Origin of the sequence: Cupriavidus sp. OTU4054, from assembly GCF_038440175.1 — a bacterium.
GTDB lineage: Bacteria > Pseudomonadota > Gammaproteobacteria > Burkholderiales > Burkholderiaceae > Cupriavidus > Cupriavidus pauculus_D.
Map to the genome: position 1 here is coordinate 93,779 of NZ_JASATF010000015.1, position 14,100 is coordinate 107,878.

At 69.3% G+C, this 14,100-nt stretch carries 11 protein-coding genes and 1 pseudogene; 8 read left to right on the forward strand and 4 right to left on the reverse strand.

Annotation, left to right across the window (positions count from 1 at the left end):
• Nucleotides 1-2: 2 nt before the first annotated feature.
• Both AAHB16_RS32785 and AAHB16_RS32790 read left to right on the forward strand, forming a co-directional pair.
• Nucleotides 3-1,490: pseudogene (locus tag AAHB16_RS32785) on the forward strand (AMP-binding protein); the annotation flags it as partial.
• Nucleotides 1,491-1,496: 6 nt separating this feature from the next.
• Nucleotides 1,497-4,484, forward strand: coding sequence for a condensation domain-containing protein (locus tag AAHB16_RS32790; protein ID WP_446718112.1), 2,988 nt, complete (start codon nt 1,497-1,499; stop codon nt 4,482-4,484).
• Between the two features lie 562 nt (nt 4,485-5,046).
• Here the strand turns inward: AAHB16_RS32790 and AAHB16_RS18505 are convergent.
• Together AAHB16_RS18505 and AAHB16_RS18510 are read right to left on the reverse strand one after the other, a co-directional pair.
• Entirely contained in the window at nt 5,047-5,313 is a 267-nt protein-coding gene (locus tag AAHB16_RS18505; RefSeq protein ID WP_342051652.1) for a hypothetical protein, read from the reverse strand.
• A complete protein-coding gene (locus AAHB16_RS18510) occupies nt 5,310-6,470 on the reverse strand; it encodes a PepSY-associated TM helix domain-containing protein (protein ID WP_150375222.1) in 1,161 nt (386 codons plus the stop codon). Before AAHB16_RS18510 ends, AAHB16_RS18505 begins: the two co-directional genes overlap by 4 nt.
• A gap of 140 nt (nt 6,471-6,610) precedes the next feature.
• On the opposite strand from AAHB16_RS18510, the gene AAHB16_RS18515 reads away from it, so the two are divergent.
• Nucleotides 6,611-7,669, forward strand: a complete 1,059-nt coding sequence (locus tag AAHB16_RS18515) for a GNAT family N-acetyltransferase (RefSeq protein WP_342051653.1) — start codon at nt 6,611-6,613, stop codon at nt 7,667-7,669.
• Nucleotides 7,670-7,726: 57 nt separating this feature from the next.
• Here AAHB16_RS18515 and AAHB16_RS18520 read toward each other — a convergent pair whose 3' ends face one another.
• Nucleotides 7,727-9,115: a lysine N(6)-hydroxylase/L-ornithine N(5)-oxygenase family protein gene (locus AAHB16_RS18520; protein ID WP_342051654.1), complete on the reverse strand. Its 1,389-nt coding sequence runs from the start codon at nt 9,113-9,115 to the stop codon at nt 7,727-7,729.
• 143 nt (nt 9,116-9,258) lie between these two features.
• Between AAHB16_RS18520 and AAHB16_RS18525 the strand changes: the two genes are divergently transcribed.
• The 5 genes from AAHB16_RS18525 to AAHB16_RS18545 are packed head-to-tail and all read left to right on the forward strand — an operon-like array spanning nt 9,259 to nt 13,157.
• Nucleotides 9,259-9,480, forward strand: a complete 222-nt coding sequence (locus AAHB16_RS18525) for an MbtH family protein (protein ID WP_150375224.1) — start codon at nt 9,259-9,261, stop codon at nt 9,478-9,480.
• Between the two features lie 13 nt (nt 9,481-9,493).
• A complete protein-coding gene (locus AAHB16_RS18530) occupies nt 9,494-10,270 on the forward strand; it encodes a thioesterase II family protein (protein WP_342051655.1) in 777 nt (258 codons plus the stop codon).
• On the forward strand, nt 10,264-11,016 hold the full coding sequence (locus AAHB16_RS18535; RefSeq protein ID WP_342051656.1) for a 4'-phosphopantetheinyl transferase family protein: 753 nt from the start codon (nt 10,264-10,266) through the stop codon (nt 11,014-11,016). The genes AAHB16_RS18530 and AAHB16_RS18535 overlap by 7 nt, the downstream gene beginning before the upstream one ends.
• The gene (locus AAHB16_RS18540; RefSeq protein WP_342051657.1) at nt 11,013-11,990 is read left to right on the forward strand and encodes a TauD/TfdA family dioxygenase; all 978 of its coding nucleotides are present in this window, start codon (nt 11,013-11,015) and stop codon (nt 11,988-11,990) included. Before AAHB16_RS18535 ends, AAHB16_RS18540 begins: the two co-directional genes overlap by 4 nt.
• 60 nt (nt 11,991-12,050) lie before the next feature.
• Nucleotides 12,051-13,157 carry a LacI family DNA-binding transcriptional regulator gene (locus AAHB16_RS18545; RefSeq protein WP_342051658.1) on the forward strand — a complete coding sequence of 369 codons (1,107 nt, stop codon included), beginning with the start codon at nt 12,051-12,053 and terminating at the stop codon, nt 13,155-13,157.
• 13 nt (nt 13,158-13,170) lie between these two features.
• Here the strand turns inward: AAHB16_RS18545 and gcvA are convergent, their stop codons facing one another.
• On the reverse strand, nt 13,171-14,067 hold the full coding sequence (gene gcvA, locus AAHB16_RS18550) for a transcriptional regulator GcvA (RefSeq protein WP_342051659.1): 897 nt from the start codon (nt 14,065-14,067) through the stop codon (nt 13,171-13,173).
• Nucleotides 14,068-14,100: the final 33 nt, after the last annotated feature.

Here is a 14,100-nt window from a genome sequence, read left to right on the forward strand (position 1 = left end):
TGGCCGCCAATCCCGACGCCCCGGCGCTGCAGGACGACACCACCGTGCTTACGCGCGCGCGGGCCGATGCGCTCGCCAACGCTATCGCCCATGCGCTGCGCGCACAGGGTGTCGGCGCGGAAAGCGTGGTGGCGCTATGCATCGATCGCTCGGTGGCGTTCGGCGTCGGCTGGCTCGGCGTGCTGAAGGCGGGCGCCATCTGCCTGCCGCTCGATCCGGCCCAGCCCGCCGAGCGCCTTCGGCAGTTGCTGCACGATGCGGATGCAATGGCCATCGTGGGCGCACCCGTCGGCGCGACGCCGTTGCCCGCCATCGACCCCATGACGGCCACGCCTGCCGAGCGCCCTCGGCAATTGCTGCACGATGCGGGTGCGGTGGCCATCGTGGGCACACCCTTCGGCGCGACGCCGTTGCCCCTCATCGACCCCATGACGGCCACGCCCGCCGAGCGCCCTCGGCAGTTGCTGCACGATGCGGGTGCGATGGCCATCGTGGGCGCACCCGTCGGCGCGACGCCGTTGCCCGTCATCGCCCCCATGACGGCCACGCCCGCCGAGCGCCCTCGGCAATTGCTGCACGATGCGGGTGCGACGGCCATCGTGGGCGCACCCGTCGGCGCGACGCCGTTGCCCGCCATCGACCCCATGACGGCCACGCCGCGGACCGATGCGCCGGCCAACCCGTGGCGGCCCGATCAGGGCGCCTACCTGATCTACACATCGGGATCGACGGGTGCACCGAAGGGCGTGGTCGTCAGCCATCGGGCAATCGCCCACTACACGGCCGGCGTTCTCGCTCGGCTCGCCCTCCCGCAGGCATCGAGCATGGCGATGGTCTCGACGCCGGCCGCCGACCTCGGTCATACGATGCTGTTCGGCGCGCTGTGCGGCGGCCATCTGCTGCACCTGATATCGGCGCGGCGCGCGACCGATCCCGATCGGTTCGCCGAATACATGGCGTTGCACGGCGTCGGCGCACTCAAGATCGTCCCCGCGCATCTGCGCGGACTGCTGGAGGCGAAGGACGCAGCCAATATGCTGCCGGCCCATGCGCTCGTGCTCGGTGGCGAGGCCACGTCCGCGGAGCTTGCCGCGCGCCTGCATGCGCTGCGTCCCGAGATGCAGCTGTTCAACCACTACGGTCCCACCGAGACCACGGTCGGCGTGCTGACCCATCATGCGGAAGCTGACGCGTTCGCGGCCGGCGGCCCAGCCGTGCCCACGGGCCTGCCGCTGCCGGGCACACATGTCCATGTGCTCGACCGCGCGGGAAACCCCGTGCCGCGCGGCGTGGCCGGCGAGCTGTACGTGGGCGGACCGCAGGTCGCGCGTGGCTATCTGCGGCAGGCGGGCGTCACGGCGAGCCGCTTTTTGCCGGATCCGATCGTGCCCGGCGGCCGCATGTATCGCACCGGCGATCGCGTGCGGCAGGATGAAGCTGGCCGCATCCACTACATCGGCCGCGCCGACGATCAGGTCAAGATTCGCGGATACCGTGTGGAGCCCGGCGAGGTCGCGCATGCGGTGCGCGCCATCGCGGGCGTACGCGATGCGGCCGTGCTCGTGCGCGATGGCCGGCTCGTGGCCTGGTGCGTGCTCGACGGCGTGACGGCGGACGCCGTGCGTGCCGCGCTGCAGGGTGCCCTGCCCGACCATATGGTGCCGTCGCATGTGGTGCCGGTGGACAGGCTGCCGGTAACCGCCAATGGCAAGCTCGATCGCCACGCATTGCCCGATCCCGAAGCGACGGCCCACGCGTTCGTTCCACCGCGGACCGAAACGGAGACTGCGCTCGCGCAGGTCTGGCAGGACGTGCTCGGTGTGCCGCAGGTCAGCGCCACGGACAATTTCTTTGCGCTGGGCGGCGATTCGATCCTGACGCTCAAGATCATTGCGCGGCTCAAGAAGGGCGGTCGGCGTTTGTTGCCGAGGCAGATGTTCGAGTCTCCGGTGCTGACTGACCTTGCCGCGGCCATCGACGCCGCGACACCCGCTGCCACGCCGGCGGCAACTCAGGCGGTGACCGCGCCCGCAGCCGTCTCCCTCGCCGACCGCACGCGTCCGCTCGCGCTATCGTTCACGCAGCAGCGGCTCTGGTTCCTGTGGCAACTCGATCCGCAGGGCGGCACCTACAACATCCCGCGCGCGGTCCATCTGCGCGGCACGCTCGATCGCGACGCGCTGCAACGGACCTTCGATGCGCTCGTGGCGCGGCACGAAGCGCTGCGCACCACGTTCGACGCGGAAGGCAGCGAGGTCTGGCAACGCATCCACGCGCCCGCGCGCGTCGATATCGCCATCACCGATCTGCGCGCGGCGCCGGACACCGCGCCCGTGCATGCCGATGCCGAGGCGCTGGCCCCGTTCGATCTGCGCCAGGGTCCGCTGTTGCGCGTGCGGCTGCTCCAGCTGGCCGACGACGACCACGTGCTGCTGGTCACGCTGCACCATATCGTCGCCGACGGCTGGTCGATGGGCATCGTGATCGACGAGTTCGCGCGGCTCTATTCGGGCTTTGCCACCGGCAATGCGGTCACCCTCGCGCCGCTGGCCCAGCAGTACGCGGACCACGCCGCGTGGCAACGGCGTCCCGAGCAGACGGCCGCCATCGCGCGTCAGCTGGACTGGTGGCGCGCGCATCTGGATGGGGCGCCGCGTGTGCTGGCGCTGCCGACCGATCGCGGGCGTCCGGCCACGCCGTCGCATAGGGCCGACGTGGTGCCCGTTGACTTCGCACCGGCACTGGTCGCGCAACTCCGGGGGCTTGCACAGTCGTCCAACACGACGCTGTTCGCGGTGCTGCTCGGCGCGTTCCAGGCGCTGCTCTATCGTGTGTCGGGGCAGACGTCGCCGTGCATCGGCGTGCCGATTGCCAATCGCCATCGCGCGGAAACCGCGGAGGTGGTCGGGGTGTTTATCAATACGCAGGTGTGGCGGGCGCGGCTGGCGCCCACCATGACCTATCGCGAACTGCTTGCGCAGGTGCGGCAGACCGCGGCCGATGCGCAGGCCAATCAGGACCTGCCGTTCGAGCAGCTCGTGGAGGCGTTGCAGCCCGCGCGCGATCTGTCGCGCAATCCGCTGTTCCAGGCGATGGCGAACCATCAGCGGCGCGACCGTGGCGCGGCGCGGCGCATTGCCGGCCTGACCGTGGAACCCGTGGAACGGCTCTCGCGGCGGACCAAGATGGATCTCTCGCTCGACACGCAGGAGGACGAGACCGGCGCGCTGCAGGGCATGCTGGGCTATGCCACCGATCTGTTCGATGCGGCGACCATTGCGCAATGGCGCGATCTGTATCTCGATATCCTCGCCCGCATGGTCAGCCAGCCCGATGCGGCATTGGGTGCTACCGATGCGGTGCCGCCGGTGGCCGAGCCTGGGCGGCCGGCTTCGGTGCCGGGCTATGTCCCGCCGCGTACGCCGACGCAGCGCTGGCTCGCGGATGTGTGGGCGCGTGCGCTTGGCGTGCCGCGTATCGGCGTGCATGACAACGTGTTCGAGGCTGGCGCGCACTCGCTGCTGTGCCTGCAGGTGCTGGCGCAGTTGCGTTCCGCTGCTGCGGGCATGCACGTTGAACTGCGCGATCTGATGCAGTATCCGTCGATCGTCACGCTTGGCGAGGTCATCGATCGACGTGCGCGCGGCGAGGCGGAGCCCGAGGCGCGGGACCATGCGGTGCGGCTCAATCGCGCGGTTGCCGGGGCTGCTCCGCTGTTCTGCGTGCATGCCTCGTTCGGTACCGTGTCCGACTATGCCGCGCTGGCACAGGCGCTCGATGGCCAGCGCACGGTGTATGGGCTGGCGTGCCCGCCGGTCGAACGCTTCGACGACATCGAGGCACTTGCGCGTGCCCATGTCGAGGCCATATGCCTTACGCAGCCTCTTGGGCCGTATCACCTGCTCGGCTGGTCGCTCGGTGGCGCGCTGGCGGCGCGCATCGCGTCGCTGCTCGAACAGCGTGGCGAGACGGTTGCCTTCGTTGGTCTCGTGGACAGCCATGTGCCAAAGGCCGCTGGGCACGTGGCGCAGCCGCGCGGGTCGATCGAGGAACTCGTCGATTATCTCGGGCAGGCATTGCCGGGGCTCGACCGCGCCGCGTTGGCGGTAGAGGTGGAAGCTGCGAGGGCGGAGGCCGACGGGGCCGCGCGCGTCGAACGCATCGTGCGCGCCGCGTTCGCGCAGGCCGGCGGTGCGCCGGATGCCGACATTCAGGCGGAAGTCACGCGTATGCTCGGCACGGCGACGCGCCTGCGCGCGCTGGTTGGTGCGGTGACGATCGCGCCTGTACGCGTGGCGGTGGACAACTGGTGGACCGCGGACCGGGCGACGGCCGACATCGCCCGCATGCACGCGCTACTGCCGTCGTGCACGGCGGCGCAGCGTATCGACGCGACCCACCTCGGCATCGTCCGCGCGGAGGACTGGATCGCGGCGGTCGCCGCAAAGGTCGCGCAGGGCGAGGTGGCGACGCTGGCACGCTAATCCCGCGCCGGCCGCCTGCTCCGCGCCGGGCCATCGCCGGCGCACCGTTCGCACGAGGCTCGTGCTTCGCGCCGGGCCATCGCTAGCGCACCGTTCGCCCGAGGCTCGTGCTTCGCGCCGGGCCATCGCCGGCGCACCGTTCTCGCACGAGGCTCGTGCTTCGCGCCGGGCCCTCGCCGGCGCACCGTTTGCACAGGGCTCGCGCGCCGCGCCGGGCCATCGCCGGCGCACCGTTCGGCCGAGACTCGCGCTCCGCGCCGGGCCATCGCCGGCGCACCGTTCGCACGAGGCTCGTGCGCCGCGCCGGGCCCTCGCCGGCGCACCGTTCGCACGAGGCTCGCGCGCCGCGCCGGGTCATCGCCGGCGCACCGTTCGCACGAGGCTCGCCCTCCGCGCTGGGTCATCGCCGGCGCACCGTTCGCACGGGGCTCGCGCTCCGCGCCGGGCCATCGCCAGCGCACCGTTCGCCCGAGGCTCGCGCGCCGCGCCGGGTCATCGCCGGCGCACCGTTCGCACGAGGCTCGCGCGCCGCGCCGGGCAAGGGAGGCACGCACCCGCCCCATCAACGCCCATCCGCACGAGGCTCGCGCTCCGCGCCCGGCAGTGTGGCCGCACGTCTGGGCGCGGCCTCGCGTGCCCTGGCGGCGGGCTTCAGCGCATACCAGAGCCCCGTCGCCGTCATCGCCCCGAGCGCGATCCACGAGATCCAGTCCCAGATGCCATCGGCGAACAGCGCCGCGGCCAGGCCCACGAGGCCGATGGCCGCGAGCCACAGCGGTGCGCCGTAGATCCACAGAAACGTGCCCGTCGCCTTGCGGTCGCCGCTCATCGCGCGGCTCCCGCATTGGCCGGTGCCGCCGCCCGATGCGTGGCTTCGATATCGCGCAGGCGCGACTGCATCTGCCGTGTGCGCCCAATCCACAGATACAGGCCACTACCAAGCAGCACGATGGCAATCACATCGAGCACAGCCCACAGCACCTTGAGCGGCATCGCGCCATAATCCCCGAAATGCAGCGGCCCCGAGATCCGCAGCGCCGCCACATACCACGGCATATCGCGCTTGGCGGCGAACGCGCCAGACTCCGCATCCACGAGCACCGGCTTGATCAGCCGCGACGTGATATGCGCATCGCCGCGCATGAACACCGCATAGTGCCGCGGCCCCGCGAGCGGCGTCCCCGGAAACGCGACAAACGCCGTCGTCATATGCGGCTCCTCGGCCTGTGCCAGGCCAATCGCCTTGTCCAGCGAGCTCAGCGCGCGCGGCGCGCCCTGCCCCACGAACGGCGCGACCATCGCCTTCAGTTCCGTCGATTGCCAGATGCCGTAGGTCGGCTTGGCCAGCGTCAGCAGCACACCGGTAACGCCCACCACCGTCAGCCAGGACAGCGTCGCCATGCCCAGCACGTTATGCAGGTCGAGCCATTTGAGGCGCGGCGAACGTTCGCGGCGCACCGTGCCGAACGGCAGCTTCTTCATCAGCGGGCCATACACGACCACACCCGACACGATCGACACCACGAACAGCAGCCCCATGAAGCCGAGGAACAGCGTCCCCGGCAGGCCCGCGAACAGATCGGTATGGAGCTTGACCATGATCAGCATGAAGCCCGAGCGCAGCGGCGTATCGCGCAGCAGATCGCCCGTGCGCGCGTCGTAGGTCAGCAGCGCGCCGCCCTGGCGCGGCGACTCGCGCGAGGACAACGACACGAACCACACCGGCTCCTCGTCGTCCGCCGTGACAAAGCGCACAGCCGAGCCCGGCCGCCGCTCGAGCGCGTCAGCGACGATGCGATCCACCGGCATGCGCGCCGTATCCGCGGGCATCTCCGGCGCTTCCACGCCATTGCCGAACCAATGGTCGATCTCGTGCCCGAACACGAGCGGCAGCCCGGTCAGGCACAGCAGGAGCAGGAAGACGGTGCAGACGAGGCTGGTCCATTTATGGACCAGATACCAGATTCGAAACGTGCGGATATGCATGGCGATCCGGCGGTTTTGAGAACGATTCGCATTTTAATCGAGTGCGGTGACGAACAGCTACCTAAATTCGCCCCGGCCCAATGCGTCTCCCCGGATATCGGCCCCGTGTGGGGCCGTGCAAACAGATCCGGGAAAACACCATGTCGACTGCATTCACACCCATCCAAGGCTTCCGCGCCTTCGAGGCCAGCGGCAGACCGCTCCTCGTCGCCGCGGACGCCGACCGCCTGACGGTGCGCGCGCAGGGCGCCGCCGAAGCCGAGGCCAGCTTCGTACTCGTGCCCGCGCAGACGCCCGTGCTGCGGCTGGCCGGCACCACCCTCGATGGCAAGCCGCTGACCGACGCCACACTCGCGGCACTGGAGGCCATCACGACGCACTGGGGCGTGCGCACGGTCGGTCTCGATATCGAGCACGCGGCCACGCTCGATGCGTTATCGCGCATGGGCCTCGCCGAACCGGCACAGGGCCTGCCGCGCGCGCGGCACCAATGCCGGGCGGAGATGCTGTGGCAGCATGCGCCGTTGTGGATGCCGGAGAAAACGCCGTATCCGCTGCGCTACACGATGACCGGCGAGAAGCGGCATCCCGTGCGCGCCCCCAAACCGGGCGGCACCGTCTACGCGCGCTACATTCCCTGGCTCGGCCGCACGCTCAAGCTGCGTGCCGCCACGGTAGAGGACGACACCGCGCTGCTGCATCGCTGGATGAACGACCCCGACGTGGCGCACTTCTGGCAGGAGGAAGGCGACGAGGACAAGCATCGCCGCTATCTGCAGGGGCTCGTCGATGACCCGCACATGCTGCCGCTCGTGGTCAGCCTCGACGACTCCCCGTTCGGCTACTTCGAGATCTACTGGGGCAAGGAGAACCGTCTGGCGCCGTTCTACGACGCGCACGATCACGACCGTGGCTGGCACGTGCTGATCGGCGAGCCCGCCTTCCGCGGCAAGTCGTTCCTGACCGCGTGGTTTCCGGCCATCCAGCATTTCCAGTTCCTCGACGATCCGCGCACGCAACGCATCGTCGGCGAACCGCGCGCCGACCATCACCGGCAGATCGCCAACCTCGACAAGGCCGGCTTCTCCAAGGTCAAGGAGTTCGATTTCCCGCACAAGCGCGCGATGCTGGTGATGCTGCTGCGCGAGCGTTTCTTTGGCGAGGGCCTGTACCTGCCGCGCGCCGAGGTCGCGGCCTGAGCGTCGCCTGATTGCCGCGCGAGCAGGCGGCCCGGCAACAGCCGGCCGCCTGCATCGTCATTGCGACATCGGCAGCGGTTCGGCCATCGATGCCTGCGCGCGGGACACGGCATCCAGCGCGGGCAGCGCCCCCCCGTCGCCGGCGCCCTGATGCAGCGCCTCGACGATCTCCTGCGAGCGGATCGACAGCACCGACAGCAGCGTATCGCTGAGCCCATGGCTGTCCTCGCAGGCGCCCTGCAGGAAGATCTGCGGCTCGCACGACTCGCACGTCTTGAGCCGGTAGCGCCGATCGACGCCAAACCCTTCCGCGGGCAGCAATGCGCCGAGCGGCGCGAGCATGCGCTGGTACGCATCGCGCCGATAGCCGGTGGCCACCACGACGAGGTCATAGACATGACGCTCGGTGCCGCCCTCCCCGCGATCGCGCAATACACATTCGATGCCATCGGCCGATGGCGTCACGAGCTCGATATCGCGGCTGGCCAGCAACGCATGCTGGGCATGCCCACGCACACGCTGCTGGTACAGCAGTTGATAGATGCGTTCGATAAGATCCAGATCCACCACGGAATAGTTGGTGTTGCGGAACTCCTCGAGCATGCGGCGGCGGCGCTCGTCGGGCTGCCAGTAGATATAGTCGGTAAAGCCGGGGTTGAAGATCTCGTTCACGAACGGGCTGTCGTCGGACGGCTTGAGCGCGCCGCCGCGCATGATCAGCGAGACCGACGCCTCGTCAAAGCGCTGCACGAGGTCCATATAGACCTCGGCCGCGCTCTGCCCGCCACCGATCACCGCCACGCGGCGCGGCCGCAGCCCCGGATTCGCGCGCAGATGCTCGAGGTAACGTGACGAATGGACGATGCGCGCATCGCGCACGCCCTCGAACGCGTCCGGCACCAAAGGCTCCCCGCCCACGCCGATGACGAGGTTCCGCGCAAAGCGCTCGTGCAGACGGCCATCCGCATCGCGCGAGCGCACCACCAGGCGGCGCACCCCGCCACCGGTACCCGCCGCCGTGGCGGCGGCCGACCCCACGCCATAGTCGGGGAGGATTTCGACCACGTCTTCGCCGTAATGGCAGCGGTTCTCGAAATGACCGGCCACCCACGACAGGTAGTCATTGAACTCGAGCCGCGACGGAAAGAACGTCTTCAGGTTGATGAACGATTCCAGCCGCCCCTTCGCATGCAGATAACTGATGAACGAGTAGGCACTGCGCGGGTTGCGCAGCGTCACGAGGTCCTTCATGAACGAGATCTGCATGTCCGCGTCTTCCAGCAGCATGCCCCCATGCCAGACGAACGACGGCTTGCGTTCGATGAACGCGAACTGGGCGCGCGTGCCGTGGCTGGCGGCGTACTCCTCCATGGCGATGGCGAGCGCCACGTTGGACGGGCCGAAGCCGATGCCCAGAAAGTCGTATTCCATTGCTCGATTGTTCATGCTGTCGCACCTTTCTCCGACTGTTCCGATACGGGGTTGTCCCCCAGTGACGAACCGGCGCGCGCGATATTTACCCCGGCGCCGTGCTAAATCCGCACAGGGGCCGTTCGTCTATGCCATATCGACACCGGGAGACCGACAACATGAGCATCGACAGCGACACCATCGATTTCCACGTCGTGATCAACGACGAGCAGCAATATTCGATCTGGCCCGCCTATCGCCCCGTGCCCGCGGGCTGGCGGACCGTGGGCGTCACCGCGCCGCGCGCGCAGTGCCTGGCCTATATCGAGGAGCACTGGACCGACATGCGCCCGGCCACCCTGCGCGCCCAGATGGACGGCACAGCCGCCGGCACGCACTGACGGACCCCGCACGATGCACGATCCCGTGACGCTCTGGTGCCTGCCCAATGCGGGCGCCAGTGCCGCGCTCTACGCGGGTTGGCGCCGTCATCTGCCTGCCGTGGCAGGGCAACCGCCAGAGCCTGCGCTCCGGGTTGCGCTACGGGTTGCGCTCCGGATTGCGCCGCTGGAGTTGCCGGGACGCGGCGCGCGCGCGGCCGAACCGCTGTGCGAGGACTTCGGCGCGCTATGCGACGACCTCGAACACGCGCTGACGCGTCAGCTTTTGCCCGGTCAGCCCTATGCACTGTTCGGGCACAGCATGGGCGCGCTGCTCGCGCACGAACTCGCCCACCGGCTGCGTGACCGGCATCCGCCGCGCGCGCTGTTCGTGGCGGGCGCCGCCGCACCCGCGCTGCGCGACCCCTCGCGCTTTGCCGGGCCGCTCGACGACGCGAGCCTGCTCGCGCAGATGCGGGCGCTCGGCGGCACGCCGCCCGAACTGCTCGACGATCCCGAGATGATGGCCATCGCCTTGCCGATCCTGCGCGCCGACTATCGCGCGTGCGCCAGTTATCGGGCGCGTGCGGTCGCGCCGCTCTCATGTGCGCTGCATGCGTTTGGCGGACGCGACGATCGTGCGGTCGGACAGGCCATTACCGGCTGGCGTTGCGAGTCCACCGGGCCGACCTCGCTCACGTGGTACGACGGCGGGCATTTCTTCGTACGCGACGCCGTGCCGGACCTGCTCGCGCGCATGGCGCGCCTGCTTGCGGACAGCCGCGTGCCGGATGCCGTCGCGCCATGCTGATCGAGAACACGTTCCAAGGCACGGAGGAAGACGCGGTGCGTTGGTGGCTCGTGCATATTCCCACCGCGTACGAACCGCCGGACGACCTGCTGGCCGACCTCGGCGATGCGGAGCATCAGCGTCTGCGCCAGTACCGGCAGCGCGCCGATCGCGCGCGCTTCGCCACCGTGCGCGGCACGTTGCGCAGGCTGCTGGCCAGCCGCCTCGGCACCTCGCCGCGCGATGTGCCATTCGAGACCGGCGCGCGCGGCAAGCCACGCCTCGGCCGCGGCGCGGGCGGATGGTGCTTCAACGTCTCGCACAGCGGTGCATGGGGCGCGATTGCCATGGCGCCGGACACCGCATGCGAGGCCGTGGGCATCGATCTCGAGCAGTGCGCGCCCGTTGCACCGCTGCCGCTCGCGCAGGTCACGTTCTCCGCGCGCGAAACGGCAAGCCTGGCCGCGCTGGCCGACGACGCCGCGCGCATGGACCGCTTCTACACGCTATGGACCGTAAGGGAGGCCTATGCCAAGGCCACCGCCATGGGCATCGCCGATCCGCGCTGGCAGGCGACGACCTTCGTCCCGGGCGCATCCCGCGCCTGGCATGCCGACGACGGCGGCACCACGCGCGTGTGGTCGCTCGCGCTCCCGAACGATTGCGCGGAGCTCCGGCACTATCGGGCGGCCATCGCACTGTCGCCAACGGTCTCCCCCGCGCATTCGCGCCAGACCATCACACCCAACGACAAGAGGTTCGCATGACCGATCTTTCGCAACCGACGCCCGCCATCCTGCAGGGCGAACTGCCGCGCATCGTCAGCGCCACGCGGGCGGGCGAATCGTTGCTCGAGGCACTGCCGCGCCTGCGGGCCGATATCGAAGCCACGCTGCTTACCGTGGGCGGCGTCCTGCTGCGCGGCTTCGACGTCGGCGGTGCCGAAGGCTTCCGCGCGTTCGCGGCGGGCTTTGGCCATCCGCTGCTGACTTACGAGTTCGGCTCCACGCCGCGGAGCCAGGTCACGGGCGGCGTCTACACGTCCACCGAGTACCCCGCGCACCAGTCCATTCCCCTGCATAACGAGCAGGCGTACACGCGCGACTGGCCCATGAAGATCTGGTTCTATTGCGAGACCGCGGCACCGGTCGGCGGCGAAACGCCGATTGCCGACAGCCGGGCGATCTATCGCGCCGTGGACGCCGGCACGCGCGAACGCTTTGCCTCGCGCGGGCTCATGTATGTGCGCAACTACGGCAACGGGCTCGACGTGCCCTGGCAGCAGGTGTTCAACACCGGGGAACGGTCCGAAGTGGAAGCGTACTGCGCGCGCCATCGGATCGCGTGCGAATGGAAGGACGATGGCGAACTGCGCACACGACAGTTGGTACAGGGCGTCGCGACGCATCCCGTCACGGGCGACCCGGTCTGGTTCAACCAGGCGCACCTGTTCCACGCCTCGGCGCTGACGGAGGAGATGCGCGAGGTACTGGTCGATGCGGTCGGGGCCGACAATCTGCCGCGCGACGTGTTCTATGGCGACGGCACGCCCATCGCCGACGCCGAGCTCGATGCCGTGCGCGGCGTGCTGGACGCGCACAAGATCGTATTCCCCTGGCAGCAGGGCGACGTGGTGATGCTGGACAACATGCTGACCGCGCACGCGCGCGAGCCGTTCAGCGGTCCGCGCAAGGTGATCGTGGCCATGGCGCAGGCGCACGGGGCCACACCGCCGTTGTGACGGGTTGCGCGCGGTAATCTGCGACAATGCTGGCCGGTCTACTTCGCACATCAGGGTGACATGGCTTCGAGTCGGGAAAAGCAGCCGGGCGCAACCCCACCCGCCAGCGTCATGGCGGCACCGCGCCGTGCGCCCACTGCGCACGATGTGGCGGCGCTCGCGGGCGTTTCGCAGTCGGCCGTCTCGCGCTGCTTCACACCCGGGGCCAGCATCTCCGAGGAGACCCGGCAACGCGTGCAGGCGGCGGCCGAACAGCTCGGCTACCGCCCCAACCTGATCGCACGCTCGCTGATCAAGCGCCGGTCGACGATCATCGGCGTGGTGATTCCCGGCCTGCAGAACCCGTTCTACGCGGCGATGCTCGAAGCCCTGTCCGCCGACCTCGCCACCGCCGGCTATCGCATCCTGCTCTTCAACGCCCCCGCGCGCGGCACGCCCGATCCCGTGCTCGACGAGATGCTCAACTACCGCGTCGATGCGTTGATCCTCGTCTCCTCGTCGCTCTCGTCAGGGCTCGCCGACGAATGTCAGAAGATCGGCCTGCCGGTGGTGCAGCTCAACCGCACCACCGAACGCAGCACGGTCTCGAGCGTGGTCGGCGACAACCACGGCGGCGCGGAAGCAATTGCTCGCTTTCTGCTCGCCTGCGAACACGAGCGCTTTGCGTTTATCGCCGGACTGGAGACCTCGTCCACGGGCAAGGCGCGCGAGGCCGCGTTTCTCGGCACGCTCGGCGCCGCCGGCAAGCCCGTGGCGCGCGGGGTGGCGAATTACGCGTTCGAAGAGGCCGAGGGCATCGCACGGCAGATGCTCGGCGGCGCCAATCCGCCCGATGCGATCTTCTGCGCCAGCGACCATATGGCCATTGCCGCGCTGGGTGTGGCGCGCACGGAGTTCGGGCTCACCATTGGCAGCGACATTTCCATCGTCGGGTTCGACGATATCCAGATGGCGGGCTGGCCGCAGATCTCGCTGACGACGTACCGCCAGCCGGTGCGCGCGATGTCGTCACGCGCGGTGGCCATGATCGAAGCGCAATTGCAGGGCACGGGCACCGGCTCCGGGCTCAGCGAAGTCGTGCCCGGCGATCTGGTCGTGCGCGGCTCCACGCGCGAGCCGGCGCATGGCGTGATCGACCTCGGATACGAGCGCGTTTGGCGCCCATGAGGGTGCCGGCAGCCTAGGATGCCGAGAATTTCGCCCCGACTTCCAGCAGCCACGTGGTGAACGCCACGATCGCGGGTTCCTCGCGGCGCGCGTTGTGCACATAGCAGCCGTATCGCCATGCGGGTAGCGCGGGCCCCTCGAACGGAAAGACGAGGCGCCCTTCCCTGACATCGAGCGCCACGAGCGCCGTGGGGCCCATGGCGATCCCCAGCCCGTCGATCGCGGCCTGCAGCGTCAGATAGAAATGGTCGAGCTGCAGCGACTGGCCACCGGCCAGTTGCGGGCTGCCGCATGCCGTAAGCCATTGCGCCCAGAGCTCCGGATAGGTCGCGGTATGCAGCAGCGTGTGATGCGCGAGGTCCGACACGTCGCGAATCGGATGCGCCTGGAGCACCTTCGGCGAACACACGGGCAGCCGCACCTCCGTCAGGAATTCGGTGACGACATACCCCGCGGGCTGCTGCTCGCCGCCGCGAATGGCCACGTCGAACGGCTCGCGCACACGCTCGATGGGCTCGTCCGAGGTCGTCAGACGGACCTCGATCGACGGATGGGTCAGCTGGAAATTCGATAGCTGCGGCAACAGCCAGCGCAGGGCGAACGTGGTGGGCGCGTTGACGCGGATGACCTGCTGGCGCGTGGCCTTCAGTTGCTCCGCGGTGGCGAGCGCAAGCCGGTCCAGCGCGGCCGATACCTCGGACAGATACCGGCGCCCAAGCGGCGTCAGGACCACGCGCCGGCCTACCCGGTCGAACAGCCCATGCCCGAGCCACGACTCCAGTTGCGCCACCTGCCGGCTGACCGCGCCATGGGTCACGGACAGCTCGTCCGCGGCGGCGCTGAAGCTCTCGAGGCGCGCGGCGGCCTCGAAGACGCGGACGGCGTTCAGTGGCGGCAATCGGCGCGGCATCGTCTATGTGAGTTTTCCTGACAAGAACGCTGA